This is a genomic window from Pseudomonas sp. GL-B-19, assembly GCF_019956415.1.
In the GTDB taxonomy this organism is placed as follows: domain Bacteria; phylum Pseudomonadota; class Gammaproteobacteria; order Pseudomonadales; family Pseudomonadaceae; genus Aquipseudomonas.
The window spans coordinates 33,656-58,427 of sequence record NZ_JAHBDK010000097.1; the positions used below are offsets into that span (position 1 = coordinate 33,656).

Below are 24,772 nucleotides of genomic sequence, written 5' to 3' on the forward strand. Positions count from 1 at the left end.
CGTTGTCAGTAATTGGCACCTGTAGCGACGAGGATCGTCTCTGATAGCGGCACATCAAGCTACGTGTAGTGTTTTCTCCAATGCCTTACGGCAAAAAAACTCGCGACGGATTGCTCTTGGACCGACTATTCCTTTTGCGGGCGACACTCTATGGGTTTACTTCTCGATCCGCGTCATGACATTGATGCCGCTTTATTAAGCTATCGCCGGGTGTTCTGGTCGCTGGCGCTGTTCAGTGGCGTGATCAACCTGCTTGTGCTGGTGCCGTCGCTCTACATGATGCAGGTGTACGACCGGGTCCTCACCAGCCGCAACGAAACCACCTTGTTAATGCTCACATTGATCGCCCTGGGACTGTTCATGTTCAGCGCCCTGATCGAGTGGGCACGTGGTGTGGTGATGATTCGCATGAGTGCGGGGCTGGACGATGCCTTGGGCGAGCGGATTTTCGACGCCGCCTTCGCCCGCAGCCTGCGCGAGCACAACGCCAACCCGGCGCAGGTGCTCACCGATCTGGCGACACTGCGTCAGTTAATCACCGGCCAAGGTCTGATAGCCTTGCTCGATGCGCCGTGGTTGCCAATCTTCCTGCTGGTGGCGTTCATCTTTCACCCCTGGTTCGGCGTGCTGACGCTGGTTCTGGCCCTGGTGCTGATTGGCCTGGCGCTGTGGGGCGAGTTGGCGACTCGCACGCGCTTGGGCGAAGCCAATCGCCTGGGTGTGCAGTCATCGATCTATGTAAACAGCACGTTACACAATGCCGAAGTCATCCAGGCCCTGGGCATGCTCGGGCCGTTGCGCCAGCGCTGGAGCCTGCTGCAGCAACGCATCATTGCCGCCCAGGCCCATGCCAGCGATCGTAGCGCGCGTATCACTTCGACGACCCGTTTTGTACGCATATCCGGACAGTCGCTGGCCCTGGGGCTGGGGGCGTTGTTGGTGCTTGAAGGCCAATTGTCGGCGGGCATGATGATTGCGATGTCGCTGCTGCTGGGGCGGGCGCTGGCGCCCGTGGAAATCGCCATTGGCTCGTGGAAGCAATTCAACTCCGGCCGCCAGAGCTACCAGCGCCTGAGCCAACTGCTTGCCCAGCATCCGCGCGAGCGCCTGCGCATGCCTTTGCCACCGCCCACCGGCGCGGTGCGCCTGGAGCAGTTGTATGTCGGCCCGCCCGGCGCCTCGCAACCGGTCCTGCGGGGCATCAATTTCAGCCTTGCCAAAGGTGATGTACTCGCCGTCGTCGGCCCCAGCGCCAGTGGTAAATCAACGCTGGCCAGAGCGCTGGTCGGGGTATGGCCGGCCATGGGCGGGTCGGTGCGCCTGGACAATGCCGAGATCAGTCAATGGTCCCACGACGCCCTGGGCCCACACCTCGGATACCTGCCTCAGGACATCGAGCTGTTCGACGGCAGTGTGGCCGACAACATTGCCCGCTTCGGCGAGCAGGACGCCGACAAGATCATCGCCGCCGGGCGTCACGCCGGCATTCACGAGATGATCCTGAGGTTCCCCAAGGGTTACGACACGCCGCTGGGCCCCGGCGGGCTTGGCTTGTCCGGTGGACAAAAGCAACGCCTCGGCCTGGCTCGCGCGCTCTATGGGTGCCCGTCGCTGATCGTGCTCGACGAGCCCAATTCCAACCTCGATGAAGCCGGAGAGCTGGCGCTGGTGCAGGCCATCAATGCGCTCAAGGCTGCTGGCAGCACCGTGGTGCTGATTACCCACCGGCCTAATGTGCTGGCGGTGGTCGATCACATCCTGGTGCTCAAGGACGGCACTCAACAAGCATTCGGTCCACGGGATCGGGTACTCAAGGCATTGATGCCGGGGCCAAGACCGGCCGCAGTCAGGGAGGCTGGCAGAAATGCGTGATCTGACCCCTGGGACACAAATGTACAGCGAGCAGGGGCTGACCGTGCGCGGCACCACGCCGCAGCCCTGCGCCAGTACCGACGCCGGGGGGGCGGCACGCTATGGTGTGGGTTTCCTGGTCCTGACACTGGGCGGCTTCCTGCTCTGGGCCTGCCTGGCGCCGCTCGACCAGGGGGTCGTGGGCAGCGGCACTGTGGTGGTGGCGGGCGAACGCAAGGCTGTGCAGTCGTTGGTCGGTGGGGTGGTGGAAAAGCTGCTGGTCAGCGATGGCGACCGCGTCACGCAGGGACAGTTGCTGGTGCAGCTCAATACGGTGCAGGCGCAGTCGCAACGGGATGTGACCCTGGGCAAGTTGCTCAACGATCGTAGCGTCGAGGCGCGATTGATTGCCGAGCGCCTGGGCTCAGCCGAGATCCAATGGCCCGCTGAACTGCTGGAACGTGCCGACGAGCCACGGGTCAAGGCCGCCATGGTCTTGCAGAGCCAGTTGTTTCTGACCCGCCGCGCAGAATTGGGCAGCCGCTTGCAGATCATCGAACACGAAGTCGCGGCATTGCAGCAGCAATTGCAAGGTTACGAAGGTGTCAAACGTAACTACGACGCGCAGATGCGTTTCCAGCAGCAGGAGCTGGAAGGCCTGCGTGGTTTGGCCAGTGAAGGCTACATTCCGCGGAACAAGCTTTTAGAGGCCGAACGCAACGCAGCCCAACTGGCCGGGCAGATTGCCTCCGGGGTGGGCGATGTCGGCAGGACCCGCCAGGCGATCAACGAAAGCGGGCTCAAGGCCTTGCAGGCGAAGCAGGAATTTCGCCGCGATGCCGAAACCCAGCTCAGCGAGGTCTCTGCCGAGGCCGCAGGTTATGCCGATCAGATTAATGCCTTGCAGTTTGAAGTCGACAACGGTGCGATCCGTGCGCCGGTGTCCGGGCAGGTCATGGACGTGAGCATTCATACGGTCGGGGGCGTTGCGCAGGCCGGCCAAACCCTGATGCAGGTGGTGCCGCTGGACGCGCCGATGGCGATCACCGCGCGTTTCGAGCCGCTGATGGCCAATAAGTTGCGCCCGGGGCTGCCGGTGCATGTGCATTTCACCGCGCTGCAACGGGTGGATACGCCGACCGTCACCGGCACGGTGACTACGGTGTCGGCGGACCAGTTGATCGATGAACAGACGCGCCAACCGTACTTTTCCGCCAAGGTCGAAATTCCCGCCGACACCGTCGCCTCGCTGCAGGCCTCCGGCCTTCTGGTGCGCCCCGGCATGCTCGCCGATGTCACGGTGGTGACGGGGGAACGCACCTTGATGAATTACCTGATGAAACCTTTGCGTGAACGCCTGCTAGCGGCCTTCAAAGAGGAATGAGCATGACCGCCGTTGCCGCTATCGCGGCGGTCGCGACACTGCATATCCCCTGTAGGAGCGAGCTTGCTCGCGAAAGCGGTAGATCAGTCAGCCTGCTTGCTGAATGTTCCGCCGCCTTCGCGAGCAATGTGCAACTCAGGCTGCAAAGTCGCTGGCGTGCAGCTCCTTGACGCCCACCAGTTCGAATTCGAACTCAGGGGTGGCGTCGGCGTTGACACTGCCTTCGAGGATGCCATCGGCAAAGCGCAGTTGGCCGGTGGCGTTGGTGGGGTCGAAGGCGTTGCTGCCGATGAACGTGAAGGCGTCGACGGTGGCCGTCAGGGGGTTGGCATCCAGGCCGGTAAGGTCCAGATGATCACCCTCGGTGGTCTTGAAGCCGCTGATCACATCACGCAAAGCCCCGACGCCCATGTCCGACAGGGCAGCAAACGCGTAAGTGTCCGCGCCAGTGCCACCGGTAAGGCTGTCAGTGCCTGCACCGCCGATCAGCCGATCATCGCCCGAACCACCCACCAGCGTGTCGTTACCCGCACCACCGTTCAGAATGTTCCCGGAGCTGTTGCCCGACAGATTGTCGGCGTAAGCGCTTCCCCTCACGTTTTCGATAAATTTCAGGGTGTCGAGCCCGGAACCCACGGTATTTTGTTGTGCGGACGTCGATAGGCTTACGGTAACCCCCGCCGAGGCACGCTCATAGGACACTGTGTCATTGCCATCGCGCCCGTCCAGCACGTTGTTGCCGGCACCGGCGAACAGCGTGTTGTCCAGCGCATTCCCTGTGCCATTGGCAGCGCCAGCACTATCGATATACAGATTCTCGACGTTGCTGCCGAGGGTATAGGCCGCCAGGCTGCTGTGCACGCTGTCGATCCCTCCAGGCACCCTATTGCTGTTGGTCTCGATCACGCTGTCGTCGGCGTTGTCGACATAGTAAGTGTCGTTGCCATCGCCACCGCTCATGCTATCGTCACCTGCGGCACCATCGAGCACGTTGTCGGCGGCATTGCCGGTGATGAAGTTGCGCCGCTCATTGCCGGTACCGTCGATCTCCGACACACCGGTGAGCACCAGGTTCTCGAGATTGGCGCCCAGCGTCCAACTGACCGAGGCCTGCACCGTATCGATCTGCGAGGTCGAGGTGTTGGTTTCTACCACGCTGTCGAACGCGTTATCGACCACGTAGATGTCGTTGCCATCACCCCCGGTCATGGTGTCGGCGCCCAGGTCTCCATCCAGTGTGTCATTGCCGGAGCTGCCTACCAGAGTGTCCGCTTGATCGGTGCCGGAAATCATCCCGCCCTGGTTCTGAGCGTTGTCGAAAATGTCCTGCACGCTGTTGTTGTCGTTGGGGTCGCCCTGGAAGCCAAGGTCATCGGCGATGTAGTCGGCCAGGCGCTGGCCGACGATTTCTGCCGATTCCTCGTGCAGGTGCCAGACGTCATCGGGATACACCAGCGGATCGACTTCATAGCGCAAGGGCAGGTCGGTGTAGTCCACTGCCAGCTTGACGTCGGCGCGCTCGGTGGCGATGGCTTCCTGGGCGGCGCGGACATAGCCGACCCCCTCGACGATGGAGGCAATCTTCTCTTCTGAATAACCACGGGCACGCGCCGCGTCCTGCTCGTAGTGACCGGTTTCCATCATGTACACACTGAAGTTGCCGAACTGGGCATGCAGGTAATCAAACACCTTCAGGGTCGCGGCCTTGTACGCCGCTGCGGCCGCCGGTTTGTCCGTGGCGCGGCCGATCTCTTGGGCGGCTTCCTCGCCCTGGCCCCAAATGATGCCCATGGTGACGTTATCGATGGATTGGAGTTCGGTGAGCTGGTCCTGCAGCAACGCTACGGCACGCAACAGCGCAGGCCCGGGTTGATTGGTGTCGGTCAGCCACCAGCACAACTTGAGTTCCTCGGCGCTCAGGGTCGACAGGCCGTTGACTGTGCTTCCACCCACGGCGATGTCAATGCCGTTGCCATCGGCGTCGGTGAACTGGCTGCGCACGTCATAGGGGGTGTAGCGGTCCAAGTCGTTGACCAGCATCGAGGTGCCGGATTGATCGTCGTCCTCCGTCATGCGCAGCAGGCGCGCATTGGATTGGCCGAGTGTGGGCAGGTAGAGGATGTCTTGCTGGGCTCGCTCGCCGAACACGAAATCACTGGTGGTCAGGGTGTTGAGGTAGTTGCCGTTGAGGGCGATTTCGAAGCGATTACCATCGGCGTCGACCTCGGCGGATTTGATGTAGGTCTTGTCGCCGGCGGCATTGAGGGTCGTGTACAACGTGCCATTGCTGCCATCGCCAAGACCGAGAATGCCAAGACCGGAAACATTGATCTTGTCGACGCCCACGGTAAAGTCATAAATCGTGTCGGTGGCCGTGACGCCGCCGGTGTCATAGTCGCGATAGCTGTCGAGGACGTTGGTGTAGCGGAAGGTGTCAGCACCGTCGCCGCCGTACAGCGAATCGCGTCCGGCGCCGCCGTCGACGATGTCCGCGCTGGTGCCGGCCTTGATGGTGTCGTTGCCACCGAGGCCGAGGATCAGGTCGGCGCCCGCCGTGCCGTTGAGACTTTCGGCATTGTTGGTGCCAGTGATGGTGTTGTCGGGCGCATCGGCCACCGCCAGGGCGAAGCTGTCGCTGACCGACGCACCTGAAGGATCGGTGGCCTTGACCAGTACGTTGTAATTACCAGACGCTGTGCTGATCGGCGTGCCGGTGAACGTCAGGCTGGTGGCGTTGAAACTCAGCCAGGCGGGCAGGGCTCTGCCGTCGGCGAGGGTCGCGGTGTAGGTCAGCACATCCTGGTTGGCGTCGGTGAAGCTGTCGTGGGCCACGGTGTAGTTGAACGGCGTGCTTTCGGTGGCGTTCTGGTCGAGGAGGGGGATGGTCACCACCGGCGCTATATTGCTGGGGGTGTTCTGGTCGGCGAAGACAAAATGACTCGTCGTCAGGCTGTTGACCAGGTTGCCCGCCAGCGATACTTCGAAGCGGTTGCCGTTGGCGTCGACGGTGAGATCCTTGAGGTAGGTGCGGTTGGTCGAAGCGCTGTAGGTCATTTGCAGCGTGCCGTTCAGGCCATTGCCCAAGGCCGTGTAGCCGAGCGCCGAGACATCGATCTTGTCGGCGGTCACGTCGAAATCGAGGATCTGGTCACTGGCGCTGGTGGAACCGGTGCGGTAGCTGTCGAGCTTTGAGGTGTAGCGGAATACGTCGGCACCCGCGCCGCCGGTGAGTTTGTCCACGCCAGTGCCGCCGATCAGAATGTCGTTGCCGGCGCCACCATTAAGGGTGTCGTTACCGCTGCCACCGAACAGTTGTTCGTTGGCAGCAGTGCCCGTCAGCGTGTCGTTGTTCGGCGTGCCATTGATCACAGTGGGTGCGCCGGGTACATCCTGTACGGCCAAGGTAAAGCTGTCGCTGACAGTTGCATTGCTGCCATCGGACGCGGTGACCTGTATCGAGTAAGTGCCCGACGCCGTGTCGCTTGGCGTGCCGCTGAAGGTGCGGGTGGCGGCGTCGAAGGTGAGCCAACCGGGCAGGGCGCTGCCATCAGCCAGTTTGGCGGTGTAGCTGAGGCTGTCGTTATCCGGATCGGTAAAACTGGTGGCCGGCACCACATAACTGAACGGGGTGTTTTCGGTGGCGTTCTGATCCAGCAACGCCGTTGCCACCACCGGTGCCTGGTTAGTCGGTGACGACGTGGCAAAGACGAAGTTGGCGCTGCTCAGCTTGTCGACGTAGTTGCCGTCCAGTGCCACCTCGAACCGGTTGCCATTAGCGTCGGCGGTCAGGGTCTTGATGTAAGTCTTGGTGCCAGCAGCATTGAGCACCAGGTACACGGTGTTGTTTTTGCCGTCCCCCAGGCCGGTGAAACCCATGGCCGAGAGGTCGATCTTGTCGGCGGTGATATCGAAGTCGGTGATCAGGTCGCCAAGGTTGACGCCGCCGGTGTTGTAGTTGCGATAACTGTCCAGGCGGTTGGAGAACACGAAAGTATCCGCCCCGGCGCCACCAGTGAGAGTATCCATGCCGGCGCCGCCATCGAGCTTGTCGTCGCCCGCGCCACCACTGAGGCTGTCGTTGCCCGCCAGGCCGAGCAAGGTGTCGGCCGAATCACTACCCGACAGCGAGTCGCTGCCGCTGGTGCCGGTGACCACCCGATTGAAAATGAAGTGGCTGGCGGTCAGGGTGCTGGCCAGGTTGCCCGAGAGAATCAACTCGAAGCGATTGCCGCTGGCGTCGGCATCGTAGTCCTTGATGTAGGTGCGGTTGTTGCTGGCGTTGTAGCTGACCTGCAAGGTGCCGCCACGGCCATTGCCCAGGCCGGTGAAACCGAGGCCGGCGAGGTCGATCTTGTCCTGGGTGACATCGAAGTCGGTAATGGTGTCATCGAAGCTTGCGGTTGCGTTGCGGTAACTGTCGGACTGAGCGGCGAAACGGAACGTATCCGCGCCGGTACCGCCGGTGAGTTTGTCGATGCCTGCACCGCCTACCAGAATGTCGGCGCCGGCCCCACCATTGATGGTGTCGTTGCCGGCACCGCCGTAGAAAATCTCGCTGGCGGTGCTGCCCAGCAGGGTGTCGTTGCCAGCCGTGCCTTGCACGGTGGTCATCGGCACCGTGGCGCTGACGTAGCTGCCGTTGCCATAGACCAGCGTGGCCCCATTGCTGGTGTGGCTGATGGTGTTGCCGATGATGGCGTTACGATCGGTGCCGTCTTCATTACGCTCTGCAACACCGTAGGTCGACAGGTTGCTGCCGCTGATGATGTTGCCCTGGATCGTGTTGTCGCTGCCGTTGAAGTACTTGCCGGACACGCCCAAGGTGTCGTCGTAGGACTGGATGATGATTTCCGGCACGGGGCTGCCCAAGGAATTGTTGTTGAGCGTGTTGTCGATGATTTCGACGTGGTTGCTTCCGTAGACTCGGATCCCGGCGCTGGTGTTGTCGTGGATATCGACGCCGCTGACGGTCACCTCGCTGGACAGTTTGATCAACACCCCTTCGGCGCCGTTGCCGTACACCTCGCCACCGGTGATGGTGATGTGGCTGGGGGAGGGGATGTTCTCGCTGCCGCGCTGCACCACGATGCCAGTGCCGCCATTGTTGTAGGCAACGTTGTTGGTGAGGGTGAAGTCGTGTGTACTGGTGACGACGTTGAAACCGTGGCGGTCATTGTCGTAGGCGACGTTGTTTTCGAAGGTGCTGTCGCTGAGGAAGTCAGCCACGAAGCCGTCCAGGCCATTGCCGTGAGACACGCTGTTCTTGATGACCATGTTGACGGTCTGCTCGTGGGGGTCGAAACCGTACCCGGAGCAATCCTTGATCTCGACGCTGTCGAGGGTGACGTTGGAGTCGTAGCCTTCTACGCCGGGAATGTAGCCGTTGAACCAGCCGTCGATCTTGCCGGTGGTGTTGTCGCGGTTACCATCGATGGTGAGGTTGCTGACGCCAAAGTCGTGGGTTTCCTCGCCATAGGCCGAGCGGATGACCCCCGTGATCTTGGTGTCAGAGCCGTCAGCCACCTTGACGGTGGTTTCGCCCATGCCGTCGCCGTACAGGTAGACGTTGCTCTTGAGCATCAGGCAGCCGTCGGAGGGTTCCTCGCCTCCCGAAACGATATAAGTTCCGGTCGGCATATACACCTGCCCGCCGCCTGCGGCAGCCGCTGCATCAATCGCACTTTGTATCGCCGCTGTGTCGTCTGTGATGCCATCTCCTATGGCGCCAAAATTCTGTACGTTGAAAATCATAAACTTACTCCGTATCAGGTTAAAACCTCGATAGGCGCCAATATTCCATCGGCGGCCACCGTGTTATGACCCAGCGGAGCGCAAAAGTTTTGACAGAAAACCGAACTAACTGATCAGCGGTTGTGAGGTGTTTCAAATAAGTAACGTTCTGTTGACGCTTGCTTAAAGTGCCACTATCGCAGCATCGGCCAGGATCGTGCCCTGGCCGAGCAGGCCCGCATTGCCTTACTGGAAAACGAAAAAGCTCATGCCACCGACAGGATCGCCGCGATGGTCGATCAATCAGGCGGCGGGGAGCAGACCTTTCTGTCTCGCAACATGAGTCGCCATTGCGTCCATCAAGTCCGGGGACAGGCAGTCATAGGGCTCCAGGCCGATCGAGCGCAGGCGCTCACGTATCGCCTTCATTTGCGCTGGCGGTGTGCCGGTTTCGATGATGGAGGACACGAACGCGGCGAAACCCGGCGCAGCCCATCCGCTTTGGGGAGAGAGCTCGGTGTGGACGAAGTCCAGGCCATAAAACGCATGGCCCTTGTTCTCGATGCGCCCGAAGAGATGGGTGTGGCACTGCTTGCAGGCGTGGCGCTGAATGGTGGCGGTTTCGTCGATAATCGCCAGTTTCTCGCCATGGGCAGTGACGCTGACTTTGTCCCGAGGTACCACGGCGATGACGGCGAATGTCGCGCCTTGCGGTTTCCAGCATTTGCTGCAGCCACACGCGTGGTTATGCAGCGTTTGTGCGTCAATCCTGACCTCGACCTTGTCGGTCGCACACAGGCATTGCAGGGTGCCACCTGTGAAATTCGTGGCGGCGGGTTGGATACCATTGTCCAGTGCAGGGTGAAGTTTCAAGGTGGTCATGCTGGCGTCTCCTTTGCAGTTTGTCCCCAGATAAAGGATAGCTCGTCGTTCGAAGCGTTCCTCTTGGTAGATGACCTTGCCTTGTTTTTCGAATGCACAAATCCCCCTCCCTGAGGGCGGTTCTGCTGGCGACCTGGAGTTTGCGTAGGAACTCGATTTTCGTTCCGATTCGGACCGTCAACCCCGCCCTAAAACGTTTTCACACAGCCTCGGCCGAACGCTGCCAGAAGTTTTGCCCTCCGACCTCGGCGGTTACTGAAGCTTCAATTTTTACCATAGGGGAGAATTGGAGCCCGCACTGATGGACGCATCACCGCAGCCTGTCGGTAGTTGTACAGGCCACGGTACCGAACAGCTTGCTCGATGCGCCCCTAGCCAGCGCTGATGTTGCCACAGAAAATAGGACGGCTGCCGTCTGCCGGGCTGGTGCGAACGAGTAAGGCATATTCACCCTTGGTCAGTTCGTTCAGCGCCACCGGTGCCTGAGCCCAGTACTGGGTTCGCGACGCTAACGATGGATAATCGACACTGTTGGCCTGATGGGTCTTGTACGCCGGTTGTGCGCCCAAATGCTGGCACGAGCCAGCATAGATAGCGGTGTCAAGGCGGCTAGGTACGGCCAAGTCGGGGGGGACACCACCGATGGTGAGCCAGATGCTGGTTTGATTGCCCACCGGACTAAGGTTGGCTCGAGCGATATGCTCAGCGTTTTGCGGGGTAGCCTGTAAGGGGACATCAACAATTTCAGTTCTGCTCGCACAACCTGAAATCGCCCCTGCCACTACTACCAACGCCAGCCAAGATGTTCTGTTCATTACAGATCTCCTGATTTGAGGTGCGTTGATTTCATCCCCCTTGTGGAGTTTAGTGGCTTGTTCCGTGTGCGGGATCGAACTGATGGATGGTGTGTAAAAGCGCATTCGTGCTGCGTCGTGCAAAGCGCCGACGGCCGTTTGATGAGTGATTTTGCGATATGCGCTGCTAAGATAAATCCATCTTTAGTTGCTACTGTAGTTGCCAATCATGCACGTAAAAATATTTGTGAGTGTTGCTGTGAGTTGTAATTCGGTTGTTTCAGGGTTGTACCACTGCGACTGCCCAAATAGAATTATGACGGCTGTATTTGTGAGTGGGCAGTTGTCGCCATTAAACGTTTCTTTCTCGTCGCGCTCATAAGCGATAACGGTGCTTAAAAGTGACGAGTATCGGTTTTTTAGCTGAATGATCCGAGTTTGTTGTTCTTTATTAAGATTGGCAAACTCGCTGGTAATCAGGGTTAGCTTATGTTTTTCATTAAAGTTGAATTTGACGAAGGCTTGAATAAATAAATTTAGTCGCTCGCAAGGGCTTCGTGCATTTTTCATTCGACGCTTCGTTTCCTGCAATAAATCCAATAAGCCGAACTCTATGAGTTCGAACAACAAGGCTTGTTTGTTATCGATGTGATGGTATAGCGATCCGGCATGCAATCCCAGGTAGCTCGCCAGATCTCGCAAGCCGACTGCCTGAAAGCCACGAGTGGCGAAGAGTTCCATCGCAGCGTCAAGAATTCGATCGCGAGCGCTGTGTATTGGATTGGCTGATGCGATGGTAGTTTGCATGTCGATCCGTCTACTAGAAAATGAAAGCGTGGCGAATACGCGTCGTAGATTGATGCAGGTTTTATACATCTGCACGTAACCGGACACGCGCGCGCCGCAAATCTCAGAGTTGAAAGTATTTTCACCATAGGAATGGACTTAGCTTATCCCCCGTGGCGATAGCCCGTTCTGGACGCATGGCTCGCGGTGCGCATTAGCAATAGCACTGCGCAAATTACCGGCAGGTTCACCAGCAGCAGCGCATATCGCAGCGACTCGTGGCCAAACAGAGGAAGCAACATATCGCTGAACAAGCCGGTTATCAGTGGCCCGATGCCGACCCCGAGCAGCGTGCTGACGATGGTTTGCAGAGCCATGGCGGTACCGCGTCGACCGGGTGGCACCAGTTGGGTGACGAGGTTGTAGGACGGGGCGACCCACCAGACGGCAAAGAAGGAATAAAGCGCGCACCAGAGCATGGCGGTTGGAATCGGCACATCGCCCAAGCGCACCAACAGGGAGTCGGACCAGAGCAGATAGGGGATCAGCGCACAGATGGCCGTCAAGTGGCCGAATATCGGAATCGAAACTTGCCAGTGTGGATTGCGACGGCACAGGCGGTCACTCAACCAGCCACTAAACAAACCACCGATCCCGGCCGAAGTACCGCAGATCACCCCCGCCAGCAATCCGGCGTGTTGCAATGACAGGCCGTGGGAGCGCACCAGGAAGCTCGTGTTCCACATGCCAATGGCATAGGAGCTGAGCGTGGTCAGTCCTCCTGCGAGGATCAGGCAACGATAGGCCGGCAACGCCCAGAGCTTGCGTGCTTCAGCGCCCATGCCCAGCAGCGCAGGCTGCGTTTGGGAGTGTGGCGTAAGGTCCCAACGGCCACGCTGAGGGTCGCGCACGACAAAGGCCAGGATGGCGCTGAACACCAGCGCCGGCACACCAAGGGCAACGAACGCACTGCGCCAGCCATAGTGCTCCACCACCCAGGCGCCGATGCTTAACCCGATGATCGAGGAAAACGTCGGTGCTGCGGTAAAACAACTGATAGCGAATGAACGTCGTTGTGGTGGATACAGGTCAGCGATCAACGACAGCGAGGCCGAAGTCGTCGGCGACTCGCTGACTGCAACCAGCATGCGCGCAATGGCCAGCGCAAGAAAACTGCCGGCCAATCCGCAAGCCATTGTCGCCACGGCCCAGAGAAGACAAGACATTGCCAGCAGGCGTATACGCGGCATGCGGTCCACCAGCCGACCCGCTGGCAGCCCCATGAGTGCGTAGACCGCCGCGAACGCCAATCCCGAGATCAACCCGATGGCGGTGTCGCTGACCGCGAATTCGGATTTGATCGGTTCGACCATGACCGCCAGTATTTGTCGCCCGACGAAGTTGTCGGCAAACACCATGGCCAGCAGCAATAGCAAGCCGTGGCTGCCCCAGCCGACCCTGGCCGGTGCCAACAAACCTGCGCGGGCAGTCACCGCGGCGCCCACAGATCAGGCAGGCCGGGGTCACTCACGACGATCAGGCGCTTGAGCAAGACCTTCAAGGCCTGCGCGTCGGCCGCGCCGAGCTTGACCGAGAGATCTTCTTCCACGGCCTTGGCCAGCGCCAATTGATGCAGTGAAACCTCGCGGCCCTGGGCCGTGAGGACAAACCGTAATGAGTCTGCCGAGCCCTCGAACGCGACCAAGCGCTGGCGTTCGAGAAAACGCATGCTGGCCAGCGTGACTTCGCGGCCAGTGTAGTTAACAAAGGTGTTGATTTCCTCAAGGGTCAGGTTGTCGCGGATACACAAAATCGAAAGAACAAAAAACGTCTGTTCGTCCAGCTGCTGGCTGCTCAGTAGCTGCCGCAGGACGTTCAGGACCTGATAGTGCCCACGCCCCAGCAGGTAACCGAGCAAGTCTTCGGTGTAGCTGCACTCCGGTGGCGGCGGGGTGGTAGCCAGTCGCAGTTCGCTACGTGGCTTGCGCGTGGCCAGGGCGTATTGGCCACTCTGGAACGCCAGCGGCGCACGATCGCTGTGATCGAAGGCGAGTACCTCACCGACAAAGATCACATGGTCGCCGCCTTCGTACTGGAACGCCGTGCGGCACTGGAAACGTGCCGTGCAATCTTGCAGTAGCGGTGCTTCGCTGATGCCATTGTCCAGTTCGATCTCGGCGAACTTGTCCTCGCCCTGGGTGGCGAAACGTCCCGACAGAGTCTCTTGCTCCGTGGACAGCACATGCACGTTCCAATGCTTGCCGCTGCTGAAGATCGGCAGACTGCGTGCTTGCTTGGACAGACTCCAGAGCACCAGCGGCGGATTGAGCGACACCGAGTTGAAACTGTTGGCGGTGATGCCCACCGGCGAGCCGTCTTCGGTCTGGGTGGTGATGATCGTGACCCCAGTGGTGAACGTGCCGAGCGCGGCACGAAATGCCTGGGGATCGAAGCTGATGTTTTGCATTGCCATGACTGGCCTCATGGAGTGGAGTTTTCGTATGGCCAGTATTAGGCGTTTGCAGGTGCTGAACATCGTCTCAACGGACTAACACTAATGCAGGGCCTCGTCCGATTGGACGAGGCGGCGCAGGTGTTAGCAAGGCTAGGGTGGCGCCTGGCGCATGGGGCGCTTAACGGCCATTGAGCCAACCTGCAAGGGGATAACAATGAGTTCAGCCACGTCTTGCGTCGAAGACCTTTCCAGCCTGCTGGCGCGACAGAAGAGCGCCTTCGCCAGTGCCGGGCTTGTCAGCGCCGATACCCGCCGCCAGCGACTCCAGCAAGTGATCGACCTGTTGGTCCACAACCATGCAGCATTGACCGCGGCGATCGACCAGGACTTCGGCGGGCGACCTGCCGGTTTCTCATTGATGAATGACGTGCTGGGCGCACTCGCATCGCTCAAATATGCCCGCGATCATCTGCAGGCGTGGATGCAGGACGAGCCGCGCGAGATGTTTTCCCCTTATGACCAGCTCGGGGCCCGGGCTTGGGTCATGCACCAGCCAAAGGGCACGGTGGGTATCCTGGGTACCTGGAATGCGCCGCTGTATACCTTGTTCAGCCCTCTGGCCTCGGCGCTGGCCGCCGGTAACCGGGCGATCCTGAAACCGTCGGAAGTGGTGCCACGCACCGCCGAACTGGTGGCGCGCCTGTGCGCCGAACACCTCGACCCGCTGGTGGTGGCGGTGGTCAACGGTGGACCGGAACTGGGCGAGGCCTTCAGCAGCCAGCCCTTCGACCATCTGGTGTTCACCGGCAGCACGGCGATTGGCCGGCTGGTGATGGGCAATGCCGCGAAAAACCTGGTGCCGGTCACCCTCGAACTGGGCGGCAAGTCGCCGGTGATCGTTTCGGGCAGCGCCGACCTGAACAAGGCCGCGTTCAGCATCGCCGTGGGCAAGGCCAGCAATGGCGGGCAGATTTGCATCAACCCGGACCTGGTGTACGTGCCCAAGGCCTCGCTCGAATTCTTCCTCGATGCGCTGCGCAGTGCCTATCGTGACCTCAACCCGACAGTGGCCGGCAACCCGGATGTGGTGGCGGTGGTCAACCAGCGGCATCTGGACCGGGTCGAGGGCCTGGTCGAAGACGCGCAGTTGCGCGGTGCGCGCATCGAGTGCCTGCCCGACCCCCTGGCCGTGGACGCCCGGGACCGTCGTCGTCCGCTGCGGGTGGTGGTTGATCCGGCCCCGGACAGCGAAATCATGCACGAGGAAATCTTTGGTCCGGCCATGGTCGTGCTCAGCTATGACGACCTCAATCAGGTCATCGCTGACATCAACGGCAGGCCACGTCCGTTGGCGCTGTACTACTTCGGCGAAGATGCGCAGGAGCAACGTCACGTGCTGGAGCACACCCTGTCCGGCGGGGTCACCATCAACGATGTGATGATGCATCCCGCTTTGCATGATGCGCCGTTCGGTGGCGTCGGCGCCTCGGGCATGGGCCATTACCATGGCCGCGAAGGCTTTCTCGAATTCAGTCATTTGCGCACGGTTTTCAAGGCGTCGGCTCACGACCCGCGCCGCGAGTGGGGCATGTTGCCGCCCTATGGCGAGCACTACCTGGCGGCCATGCTGGCTGGTGTCACATCCGACTGATTTCGGTGTGGGGGCCTTGCGTTCCCAATCCGTTGCATGAGGTAGGCGATTCGGTGGCGCAGATTCGCAGTGGCACCGATGATGTGATCCGCAGCGTGGACACCATAGCAGCAGTCATCACCGAACAGGTACGAGTCACACGGGAAATGGTCACCCGGGTCGAGAGTGTCTCCACCGGCACCGGTGCGCTGTCGGCCAATGCCGGTCGCAGTGCGGTGGCCGCCGCGGATCTGGAACAACTGGCGCGGGCGCTGGATCAATTGTCGGCGCGCTTTCATGTCGCGTGAACACCGCGATCCCCGTAGGAGCCAGGCTTGCCGGCGAATGGAATGCCGCGTTGTATCTGTCGCACCGCGTTATCGTTCTTCGTCGGCAAGCCGGACTCCTACAGGGCTGTGCAAATTTTCAGAATAATCATCAATCAGGGCGCGATCATCACCATGGATAACCACGAAAACGCACCACTCAACTCCACCACCGGCTGGCCGCGCCGCAGCGTGCTCAAGGCCGGTGCCGTGGCTTTCGGCGTCGGGCTCCTGGGGCGCTTTGCCGACGCCCGCGCAGCGGGACTTTCGGCCAGCGACTACCAGGCCATGGACGCCTGGGCGATGAGCCAGGCGATCCGCAGCGGCGAACTGAGTGCCGAGGACCTGATCACGGCGACGCTGGCCCGCTACAACGAAGTCAACCCCAGGGTCAATGCGGTGAACATGCTGCATGAAACCTACGCTCGCACCTTGCTGGCCCAGCGCCGCGCGGCGGGCACTCACAGCCAGGGCGCCCTGGCCGGCGTGCCACTGTTGCTCAAGGACCTCAACACTCCCCTGCAGGGCACCATCACCAGCAACGGTTGCCGGATGCTAAAGGACTCACCGCCCGCAACCCGCACCAGTACCCTGATCTCCCGCTATGAGCAGGCCGGTGCAGTGCCATTCGGCAAGACCACGTGCCCCGAGTTCGGCTTGACCACCACCACCGAATCCCTGGCCTGGGGCCAGACCCATAACCCATGGAACCTGGCCATGAGTGCGGGCGGTTCCTCTGGAGGCGCGGCGGCAGCGGTGGCGGCGGGGATCGTACCCGTGGCCCACGCCACCGATGGCGGCGGTTCGATCCGCATTCCGGCTTCGTACTGTGGCTTGGTCGGACTCAAGCCCAGCCGCTATCGCACCCCCAGCGGACCGCTACATTTCGAAGGTTGGTTTGGCGCCAGTGTGGCCAACGTAGTCTCACGCACGGTACGCGATACCGCGCTGTTCCTTGATGTCGGGCAGGGCCATGAAACGGGCAGTGCATATTGGTGCCCACCACTGGTGCGACCGTATGTAGAGGAATTACAGCGCGAGCCGGGCAAGCTACGTGTGGCCGTGGTGCGTCAGTCGCTGACCGGTGCGCCTCTCGAGCCGGCGATTGCCGCCACCCTGGAGCAGACCATCAAGCAACTGCTGGCTCTGGGGCACGAGATCGACGAGTTGACGCTCAACGTCGATCCGCGCCAGTTGTTCGGTGCCCATGGCATGGTCATAGGTACCGCGGTGCGAACCCTGATCCACGACCGTGAGCAGGTACTCGGACGGGTTGCCACGGCGCAGGACCTGGAGAAGATCACCATGGTCAACCTGGAGCGTTCGAAGGGCATCAGTGGCGAGGACCTATACCGCGCCCGCCAATCGTTTGAGAGTATCGGCGCGACCATGGAGCAGCACTTCGACCGCTACGACGTGATCCTGTCGCCTGTCACCGGCAGCCTGACCCCAAAACTCGGCCTGTTGTCCCTGGACCAACCCTGGGACAGCTACGCGCACAACGCCATGGGCAGCGCCGGCTTCACGGTACTGGCCAACGTCAGCGGTCAACCGGCTATCTCTCTACCGCTGGGCCAGAGCGACGACGGCCTGCCGGTGGGCATGATGTTTACCGCTCGCCTGGGAGGAGAAGACGTGCTGCTACGCCTGTCCAGTCAGCTGGAACAGGCCCATCCGTGGGCCGCCCGACGCGCCTCTTTGTAATCCGACACCCCCTCTGTAGGAGCGAGGGCAGTTACCCTCCCTAGTCCACTTTGACGATGAGCCCGTCCCCCCGCAGCCCTGATCATGGGGCTGCACTCCGCCAGCGCACCCTGCGTGGTCGGCGGTTTCTTTCTGACCTCAGCTAATGGCATAACAACAATGACGGCTCAAGTTCAGTCTCAGACCCACTATGACGTGATCGTCGTCGGTTCGGGCGCAGGTGCGATGACTTCGGCGGTGTTCCTCGCCGACCAGGGTTTGCGCGTGCTGGTGGTGGAGAAAAGCGACCAGTACGGCGGCACGTCGGCGATCTCCGGCGGCGGTATCTGGATCCCGAATAACCACTACTTCGCTCGCATGAACGGCAACGACAGCTACGCTACGGCCCTGACCTACCTGCAAGCGGCGGCGGGCGAGCATGTCGATGAAACACGCCTGCGTGCTTACCTGGACAATGCGCCGAAGATGATCGAACAGCTCACCCGTATCAGTCGGGTGCGCTACGCGGTAGCGGCCAAATACCCTGATTATTATCCGCACCTGCCGGGGGCTCTGGCCGGTGGACGGACCCTGGATCCGGAGCTCTTCGACACCAGCCTGTTGGGTGAGGAACTGGCGAACCTGCGCAAACCGTCGCCTTCAACCCTGCTGATGGGGCGCATCGCCTGGACTGCGCGCGATGCGCACAAGGCCATGGCCCGCAGTTTCGGCTGGCGCTTGCTGATCATGAAACTGATGCTGCGCTATAAGCTGGACTTCAAATGGCGACGCAAAAGCAAGATGGATCGCCGTGCATCCCTGGGCAGTTCGTTGGTGGCCTCGCTGCGCCGCTCGCTGATGGACCGCAACGTGCCGCTTTGGCTCAACACCGATTTTTCCGGCCTGATCACCGACAACGGACGGATCAGCGGTGTAACCGTGCTGCGTGACGGTGCCGAGTTGCAACTGCATGCGCGCCTGGGGGTGATCCTGGCCTCTGGTGGCTTCGAACAAAACCAACTCCTGCGCGACCAGTACCTGCCCAAGCCAACCCGCAAGGCCTGGAGCGCGACGCCACCAGGCAACAACACCGGCGCGGCGCTGCAGGCCGGTATGGCTCAGGGCGCAGCCACCGCGTTGTTGGATTGGGCCTGGTGGGCGCCGACCATTGCCGTGCCGGGAGAAGACAAGCCCCGGGGGATCTTTGCCGAGCGTGCGTTCCCTGGTGCCATCGTGGTCAACGGTGAGGGGCAACGGTTTGTCAACGAGGCTGCACCATACCTGGAGTTCGTCGATGCCATGCATCAGGACAACCAGAAAACCGGCGGGAAATCGGTGCCAGCCTGGGTGATCTTCGACGCGCATTTCCGCTTCAACTACGCCATGGGCCCGTTGATGCCCGGCCAGATCATGCCCGACAGCCGCCTGCGCAAGGAGTGGCTCAACAACCTGTACTGGAAGGCCGACACCCTGGCCGGGCTGGCCCGGCAGATCGGCGTCGACAGTGCCGGCCTGGAAGCCACCGTCAGCAAGGTCAACGACTATGCCCAAAGCGGTGTGGACCTCGATTTTGCCCGTGGTGGCAACGTCTTCGACCGCTATTACGGCGACTCCAACATCAAGCCCAACCCCTGCCTGGCGCCGCTGCGCAAAGGCCCGTATTACGCCATGCGCCTGGATGCCGGGGACATCGGCACCAAGGGCGGCCTGTTGACCAACGAGCACGCACAGGTGGTGCGCGATGACGGCACAACCATCGCGGGCTTGTACGCCATCGGCAACTGCTCGGCGTCGGTGATGGGCACCAGCTATCCGGGAGCGGGTGGCACCCTGGGGCCGGCGATGACCTTCGGCTATGTCGCCGCCAACCACCTGGCCAGCCAGCGATAGGAGCGTGTATGTCAATGTCCGATAACATCCCCAGCACTGAAATCCTGCCGCCCTTGCAGGTGGCCGATAGCAACAGCTTGACCTGGGACGAACAATGCGACGTGCTGGTCGTCGGCTGGGGCGCGGCCGGTGCTTGCGCCGCGCTGGAAGCTCGCGCCCAGGGCGCCGATGTGCTGATCGCCGACCGCTTCACCGGCGGCGGTGCCAGCGCCAAGAGCGGTGGGGTGGTATACGCCGGTGGCGGCACTCGCCATCAGCAGGCTGCGGGCTTCAACGACAGCCCCGAAGCCATGTTCGATTACCTCAAGCACGAAACCCGGGGCGTAGTCAGCGACGACACTTTGCGGTGTTTTTGTAACGACAGCGTGAGCAACCTCGATTGGCTGGAAAGCCACGGCGCACCCTACGCCCACCAGATGCCACCGGGGGGCAAGACCTCGTACCCGCCCGACGGTTACTTCCTCTATTACTCGGGTAACGAACTGGTACCTGACCACATCGGTCCCTTGCCTCCAGCGCCACGGGGCCATCGCACCGTGGGCAAGGGGCAGGGCGGCGCGGTGCTTTTTGCTCACCTCAAGGCGGCGTGCCTGAAGGCCGGAGTGAGGCCGTTATTGCAGGCAGCGGCGCGACGGTTGGTGATCGATCCCCGGGGGCGGGTACTGGGTGCTGAGTTTTGGTGTATGCCCGATGGCAGCAAGGAAGCGCAGTTGCATGCACGACTGGCTGCCCGCGCCGAACGATTGCAGAACTTCGCCCTTGGCTATTGCAACAAACTGCGCAAAAAGGTCTGCCAGCTCGAACGGGATTTCGCCCAGCCACGCCGGGTGCGGGCGCGCAACGGGGTGATCCTGAGCACCGGTGGTTTCATCTTCAATCGCCAGATGATTCAGCGGCATGCACCGAAGTTCCAGCGCAACTTCAAGGTCGGAGCCACCGGCTGCGATGGCAGTGGTTTGCGCCTGGGCGCCAGTGTTGGCGGCCAGGGTTGTGGGCTTGAGCGGGTATCGGCGTGGCGCTTCCTCAATCCACCCTATAGTTGGCACAAAGGCATCGTGGTCAATCGCGAGGGCCGGCGCTTCTGCAATGAAGAAGTCTACGGCGCCACCCTCGGCCAGCCGTTGATGGAAGAGCAGGGCGGCAAGGCGTGGCTGGTGCTGGATGCGCCGTTGCGCAGGAAAGCCATCCGCGAAGCGCTGTTTGGCGGCTACTGGTGGTTCCAGAGTTTTCCGGCCCTGGCGTTGATGCTGTTCAAGGTGCGCAAGGGTAAAAGTCTCAGCGAGTTGGCCAGTGCGACGTCCATGGACCCCGCCGTACTGCGTGCCTCGGTGCTGGCTGCAAACGCCGCCGCCCGTGGCGAGGCGCCGGAGCCGTTCGGCAAGTCCGAGGGCGGACGCCAAGTGCTTGAACAGGGACCTTTCTATGCCTGCGATATCTCCGTAACCAATCCGGTGTTCCCCCTGGGAGCCCTGACCCTGGGCGGCTTGCGCGTGGATGAACGCAGCGGCGCGGTGCTGGACGAGCAAGGCCAGGCGATCGACGGCCTGTACGCGGCCGGGCGCAGTGCCCTGGGGATTCCTTCGCACTTGTATATCAGTGGTCTGTCCCTGGCCGACTGCGTGTTCTCCGGTCGTCGTGCCGGCGCCGCTGTCGTCCGCTCGCACGATCAGCAACTTCAAACGACCCACGCACACGAGATGACACGATGACCCTCACTCACCACAACAAGAATGGCCGGGTTCACGGCAAGGTCGCTCTGGTCACCGGTGGCGCCAAGGGTATTGGCGCCGCCAGCGTGCGGCTGCTGGCGGCCGAAGGTGCCCAGGTACTGATCAGCGACCTGGACGTCGAGGCCGGCCAGGCCCTGGCGGCTGAAATCGGGCCGACTGCAGAATTTATCCACCACGATGTCGGCAGCGAAGACGAGTGGCGCCAGGTCATCGACCATGTGCGCGAGCGCTACGGTCGTCTGGATATCCTGGTCAACAACGCCGGCATCCTGATCTGCGGCTCGATTGAAGAAACCAGTCTGGCGCAGTGGCACAAGGTGATGCAGGTGAATGCCGACAGCGTATTTTTGGGCTGTCGCGAAGGCATCGCGTTGATGAAGGACAGCGGTGGTTCGATCATCAACCTGTCGTCCATCGCGGCTCTGGCCGGGCGGGACGATTACCTGGCTTACAGCGCCTCAAAGGGGGCGGTGGCGGCGTTGTCGCGTTCGGTGGCGGTGCTGTGCCGACGGCGCAAATACCGCATCCGCTGCAACACCTTGCATCCGGATGGCGTACTCACAGACATGACCCGCGGCGGCTTCCCCGAGGGCGTCGATCCGAACCGCCTGACCATCGACAGCGATCCGATGAACCGCATGTGCCGGCCCGAGGACGTGGCGGCCAGCGTGCTGTTCCTGGCTAGCGACGAGGCTCGGGCGATCAACGGTGTCGAGTTGCGCATTGATAGTGGTCAGATGGTGATGAGTATCTGAGAGCCTTGCTCTCACACAAACCCCCTGTGGGAGCGAGCCTGCTCGCGAAGGCGGCTCAGCCAACAACGATGTTGAATGTGCTGGCCCCATCGCGAGCAGGCTCGCTCCCACAGGTTTTGTGCCCGATAGACGAGCGCCTAGTACCCTTCAAACTGCGCCGGGCGTTTGTCGATAAACGCCTGCATGCCTTCCTTCTGATCCCGTGAGGCAAACAGCAGGGCATTGGCCTTGCGCTCCAAGGCCAGGCCGGCTTCCAGCGGGGCGTCCATGCCGGCCAGAATGACTTCCTTGATCTGCTCGGCTGCCAGGGACGGCATCGCCGCGATGACACGCGCCAGCTCCAGGGCGTGGACCTGCACCTTATCATCGTCCACCAGATCGCTGACTAGCCCGGCAACCCAGGCTTCCTCGGCGCTGATCGGTTGCCCAGTAAGTGCCATTCGCATCGCCTTGACCTTGCCCACGGCTCGCACCAGCCGTTGTGTGCCGCCGATGCCGGGCATGATGCCGATGCGGATTTCCGGTTGGCAGAAACGTGCGCTGCGCCCGGCGACAATCAGGTCGGCGTGCATGGCCAGCTCGCAACCACCGCCATAAGCGTAACCGCAGACCGCCGCGATTACCGGTTTCGGGCAGTGCTGGATCGGCCCCCAGACCCGCTCGGTGTGGCGCTTGTAAATATCGATGGCGCCGACCCCGGCCATGCTGTTGATGTCGCCACCGGCAGCGAAAACCTTCTCACCGCCTGTCAGCACGATGCAACGGACCTGCGGATCAATCGCCAGCTCACTGAAATGACGCGACAACAGCGCCTGCAATTCCAGGCTCAAGGCATTGGTCGCCTGGGGGCGATTGAGCCGCAGCAGGGCCACGCCCGGCAGTGGGCGTTCGAGCAGAACCGGTGCAGCAGATGAGTCGGACATGGGAATCCTCAAAGACCTGACAAGGTGTGAATGGCCGCCAGTGTCCTGTTCGCGAGGTTAATTTTTCATCGTCCGTTCAGACGTAGTTTGGCCCGCAGTTCATCCCTAGAGTGACCCTTGTCAGTAGAAAGAGGAGCACATGATGGAGCTGCATTCGGGGCTTGATTACAACGGCAAGGTGGTGCTGGTCACCGGTGGCACCAGGGGCATCGGCGCGGGTATTGCACTGGGTTTCCTGGCCGCCAACGCACGGGTGATCGTCTGTGCCCGGCGCGAACCTGAACGGGTGCCGATACTGGGTAGCAAGAGTGCGACCTTCATTGCCGCCGATGTGCGTGACCACGATTCCCTGCAACGACTGTTCGCCACCATCGAGCGCGATTTCGGGCGCCTCGACGTGGTGATCAACAACGCCGGGGGCAGCCCTGCCGCCGACGCAGCCACGGCCTCGCCCAGGTTTCATGAAAGCATCATCGGTCTGAATCTGATCGCGCCACTCAACGTCGCCCAGCACGCCAACCGACTGATGCAGGCACAGGTACAGGGTGGCTGCATCATCTTTATCGGCAGCATCAGTGCACTGCGTTCCTCGCCAGGCACCGCCGCTTACGGCGCGGCCAAGGCCGGGGTGCTGGCGTTGGTGCAATCGCTGGCGGTGGAGTGGGGCCCCAAGGTGCGGGTGGTCACGGTCAGCCCGGGGCTGGTGCTGACCGAGCAGGCGCATCTGCACTACGGCACGGAGGCCGGTATAGCCGCCGTATCTGCCGGCATTCCGGCTGCACGCATGGCGGTGGCCGAAGACATTGCCAACGCATGCCTCTACCTCGCATCACCGCTGGCCAGTTACGCCAGTGGTTGCAACCTGTTGCTGCATGGCGGTGGTGAACGCCCGGCGTTTCTCGGTGCTGCACAGGTTCTGCCCACCTGATCGACCTATTGCGGCGACCGGGTTCGGTGGCCGCCTTCAATGTGAAGGAGACGACTTTGGCTGATCCACAATTGCTATCCAATGTGCGCGCCCTGGTGGGGCGCCAGTACGGCCGCGTGTATGCCTGGGACGAGGTCAATGCCCCGATGATTCGCCAGTGGTGCGAGGTCATGGGCGTGGACAACCCGCTGTACACAGAACCTGCTTTTGCCCTGGGCACCCAACATGAGGGCCTGATTGCTCCGCCTGCGATGCTGCAGGTGTGGACTATGGAAGGCCTGCACGCCAACAACTATCCGCCGGGCTCCACCGACGAGAACCCTTACGAGGTGCTCAAGGAAATGGAAGCCTACGGCTATGCCTCCACGGTGGCGGTGAACTCGGAGCTGAGCTTTACCCGCCCGGTGCGACTGGGGGAAAAGCTCTACTACACCACGCGTCTGGATTCGGTTGGCGATGAGAAAACCACCGCTCTGGGTACCGGCTTCTTCGTCACTCTGGTGATGAGTCATTTCGTTGAAAAGGCTGGCGGTGACGAGCCGGTGGGTGAGTTGTTGTTTCGCGTCTTCAAGTTCCGCGCGGCCAATGCCCAGGCGCCAGCCAAGGTTGAGTCGACACCGGTCAAGGTCAAGCGCTCGCTGCCGGGCATCAGCGACGATACCCGCTTCTTCTGGGAAGGCTGCGACAAGGGCCAGTTGCTGATCCAGCGTTGCACCGCCTGCCAGACTCTGCGCCATCCACCGGCACCGGTGTGCATCGAATGCCACAGCTTCGACTGGGACACCCTGCAAGCCAGCGGCCGCGCCACCTTGTATTCGTTCGTGGTGATGCACTACCCCGAAGTGCCGCCATTCGATTACCCCAACCCGATCGGCCTGATCGAACTGGAAGAGGGCGTGCGCCTGATCGCCGGATTGATCGGTATCGAGCGTGAGCAATTGCAGATCGGCCAGCGTTTGCAGGTCGAGTTCCAGACCTTCGATGACCAGCTGACCCTGCCTTTGTTTCGGCCGGTAGAGGCATAG

The 24,772-nt window shown here is 61.4% G+C and carries 17 protein-coding genes; 10 read left to right on the plus strand and 7 right to left on the minus strand.

Translation table 11 applies throughout. The annotated features are described in order from the left end of the window. The first annotated feature begins 150 nt into the window (after positions 1-150). A complete protein-coding gene (locus KGB06_RS28145; RefSeq protein ID WP_223521569.1) occupies positions 151-1,872 on the plus strand; it encodes a type I secretion system permease/ATPase in 1,722 nt (573 codons plus the stop codon). Continuing rightward, entirely contained in the window at positions 1,865-3,235 is a 1,371-nt protein-coding gene (locus KGB06_RS28150) for an HlyD family type I secretion periplasmic adaptor subunit (protein ID WP_223521571.1), read from the plus strand. Before KGB06_RS28145 ends, KGB06_RS28150 begins: the two co-directional genes overlap by 8 nt. A 135-nt stretch (positions 3,236-3,370) precedes the next feature. On the opposite strand, the gene KGB06_RS28155 is transcribed toward KGB06_RS28150, so the two are convergent. The 6 genes from KGB06_RS28155 to KGB06_RS28180 all read right to left on the minus strand — a co-directional run bounded on the left by KGB06_RS28155 (position 3,371) and on the right by KGB06_RS28180 (position 13,900). Continuing rightward, positions 3,371-8,986 (minus strand): putative Ig domain-containing protein, encoded by a 5,616-nt coding sequence (locus tag KGB06_RS28155; protein ID WP_223521573.1) that lies wholly within the window; start codon positions 8,984-8,986, stop codon positions 3,371-3,373. A gap of 282 nt (positions 8,987-9,268) precedes the next feature. Then, positions 9,269-9,847 (minus strand): S-(hydroxymethyl)glutathione synthase, encoded by a 579-nt coding sequence (gene gfa, locus KGB06_RS28160; protein ID WP_223521575.1) that lies wholly within the window; start codon positions 9,845-9,847, stop codon positions 9,269-9,271. 371 nt (positions 9,848-10,218) lie between these two features. Then, complete coding sequence (locus tag KGB06_RS28165) at positions 10,219-10,662, minus strand: hypothetical protein (protein WP_223521577.1); 444 nt, start codon at positions 10,660-10,662, stop codon at positions 10,219-10,221. Between the two features lie 183 nt (positions 10,663-10,845). Continuing rightward, complete coding sequence (locus tag KGB06_RS28170; protein ID WP_223521579.1) at positions 10,846-11,448, minus strand: TetR/AcrR family transcriptional regulator; 603 nt, start codon at positions 11,446-11,448, stop codon at positions 10,846-10,848. A gap of 143 nt (positions 11,449-11,591) precedes the next feature. Continuing rightward, the gene (locus KGB06_RS28175; protein ID WP_411741880.1) at positions 11,592-12,920 is read right to left on the minus strand and encodes a spinster family MFS transporter; all 1,329 of its coding nucleotides are present in this window, start codon (positions 12,918-12,920) and stop codon (positions 11,592-11,594) included. Next, complete coding sequence (locus tag KGB06_RS28180) at positions 12,917-13,900, minus strand: flavin reductase family protein (RefSeq protein ID WP_223521580.1); 984 nt, start codon at positions 13,898-13,900, stop codon at positions 12,917-12,919. Before KGB06_RS28180 ends, KGB06_RS28175 begins: the two co-directional genes overlap by 4 nt. A gap of 151 nt (positions 13,901-14,051) precedes the next feature. On the opposite strand from KGB06_RS28180, the gene KGB06_RS28185 reads away from it, so the two are divergent. The 6 genes from KGB06_RS28185 to KGB06_RS28210 all read left to right on the plus strand — a co-directional run bounded on the left by KGB06_RS28185 (position 14,052) and on the right by KGB06_RS28210 (position 21,896). Further along, positions 14,052-15,533 (plus strand): coniferyl aldehyde dehydrogenase, encoded by a 1,482-nt coding sequence (locus KGB06_RS28185; RefSeq protein WP_223521582.1) that lies wholly within the window; start codon positions 14,052-14,054, stop codon positions 15,531-15,533. 53 nt (positions 15,534-15,586) lie between these two features. Then, positions 15,587-15,820, plus strand: coding sequence for a hypothetical protein (locus tag KGB06_RS28190; protein ID WP_223521584.1), 234 nt, complete (start codon positions 15,587-15,589; stop codon positions 15,818-15,820). Positions 15,821-15,973: 153 nt separating this feature from the next. Continuing rightward, positions 15,974-17,542 (plus strand): amidase, encoded by a 1,569-nt coding sequence (locus KGB06_RS28195; RefSeq protein ID WP_223521780.1) that lies wholly within the window; start codon positions 15,974-15,976, stop codon positions 17,540-17,542. A 159-nt stretch (positions 17,543-17,701) separates the two neighbouring features. Then, on the plus strand, positions 17,702-19,411 hold the full coding sequence (locus KGB06_RS28200; RefSeq protein ID WP_223521586.1) for an FAD-binding protein: 1,710 nt from the start codon (positions 17,702-17,704) through the stop codon (positions 19,409-19,411). Positions 19,412-19,419: 8 nt separating this feature from the next. Continuing rightward, entirely contained in the window at positions 19,420-21,120 is a 1,701-nt protein-coding gene (locus tag KGB06_RS28205) for an FAD-binding protein (RefSeq protein ID WP_223521587.1), read from the plus strand. Beyond that, positions 21,117-21,896 carry an SDR family oxidoreductase gene (locus KGB06_RS28210; RefSeq protein WP_223521588.1) on the plus strand — a complete coding sequence of 260 codons (780 nt, stop codon included), beginning with the start codon at positions 21,117-21,119 and terminating at the stop codon, positions 21,894-21,896. The genes KGB06_RS28205 and KGB06_RS28210 overlap by 4 nt, the downstream gene beginning before the upstream one ends. A gap of 137 nt (positions 21,897-22,033) precedes the next feature. Here KGB06_RS28210 and KGB06_RS28215 read toward each other — a convergent pair whose 3' ends face one another. Then, positions 22,034-22,819: an enoyl-CoA hydratase gene (locus KGB06_RS28215; RefSeq protein ID WP_223521589.1), complete on the minus strand. Its 786-nt coding sequence runs from the start codon at positions 22,817-22,819 to the stop codon at positions 22,034-22,036. Between the two features lie 142 nt (positions 22,820-22,961). On the opposite strand from KGB06_RS28215, the gene KGB06_RS28220 reads away from it, so the two are divergent. Together KGB06_RS28220 and KGB06_RS28225 are read left to right on the plus strand one after the other, a co-directional pair. Further along, positions 22,962-23,747: an SDR family oxidoreductase gene (locus KGB06_RS28220; RefSeq protein ID WP_223521781.1), complete on the plus strand. Its 786-nt coding sequence runs from the start codon at positions 22,962-22,964 to the stop codon at positions 23,745-23,747. 56 nt (positions 23,748-23,803) lie between these two features. Beyond that, on the plus strand, positions 23,804-24,772 hold the full coding sequence (locus tag KGB06_RS28225; protein WP_223521590.1) for a bifunctional MaoC family dehydratase N-terminal/OB-fold nucleic acid binding domain-containing protein: 969 nt from the start codon (positions 23,804-23,806) through the stop codon (positions 24,770-24,772).

Bases quoted from the DNA above. Each gene is read 5' to 3' on its own strand.
- KGB06_RS28205 (WP_223521587.1), top strand. From the start codon at position 19,420: ATGTCAATGTCCGATAACATCCCCAGCACTGAAATCCTGCCGCCCTTG.
- KGB06_RS28150 (WP_223521571.1), top strand. From the start codon at position 1,865: ATGCGTGATCTGACCCCTGGGACACAAATGTACAGCGAGCAGGGGCTG.
- KGB06_RS28220 (WP_223521781.1), top strand. From the start codon at position 22,962: ATGGAGCTGCATTCGGGGCTTGATTACAACGGCAAGGTGGTGCTGGTC.
- KGB06_RS28195 (WP_223521780.1), top strand. From the start codon at position 15,974: ATGGATAACCACGAAAACGCACCACTCAACTCCACCACCGGCTGGCCG.
- KGB06_RS28200 (WP_223521586.1), top strand. From the start codon at position 17,702: ATGACGGCTCAAGTTCAGTCTCAGACCCACTATGACGTGATCGTCGTC.
- KGB06_RS28215 (WP_223521589.1), bottom strand. From the start codon at position 22,819: ATGTCCGACTCATCTGCTGCACCGGTTCTGCTCGAACGCCCACTGCCG.
- KGB06_RS28165 (WP_223521577.1), bottom strand. From the start codon at position 10,662: ATGAACAGAACATCTTGGCTGGCGTTGGTAGTAGTGGCAGGGGCGATT.
- KGB06_RS28180 (WP_223521580.1), bottom strand. From the start codon at position 13,900: ATGGCAATGCAAAACATCAGCTTCGATCCCCAGGCATTTCGTGCCGCG.
- KGB06_RS28145 (WP_223521569.1), top strand. From the start codon at position 151: ATGGGTTTACTTCTCGATCCGCGTCATGACATTGATGCCGCTTTATTA.
- KGB06_RS28210 (WP_223521588.1), top strand. From the start codon at position 21,117: ATGACCCTCACTCACCACAACAAGAATGGCCGGGTTCACGGCAAGGTC.
- KGB06_RS28170 (WP_223521579.1), bottom strand. From the start codon at position 11,448: ATGCAAACTACCATCGCATCAGCCAATCCAATACACAGCGCTCGCGAT.
- gfa (WP_223521575.1), bottom strand. From the start codon at position 9,847: ATGACCACCTTGAAACTTCACCCTGCACTGGACAATGGTATCCAACCC.
- KGB06_RS28155 (WP_223521573.1), bottom strand. From the start codon at position 8,986: ATGATTTTCAACGTACAGAATTTTGGCGCCATAGGAGATGGCATCACA.
- KGB06_RS28185 (WP_223521582.1), top strand. From the start codon at position 14,052: ATGGGGCGCTTAACGGCCATTGAGCCAACCTGCAAGGGGATAACAATG.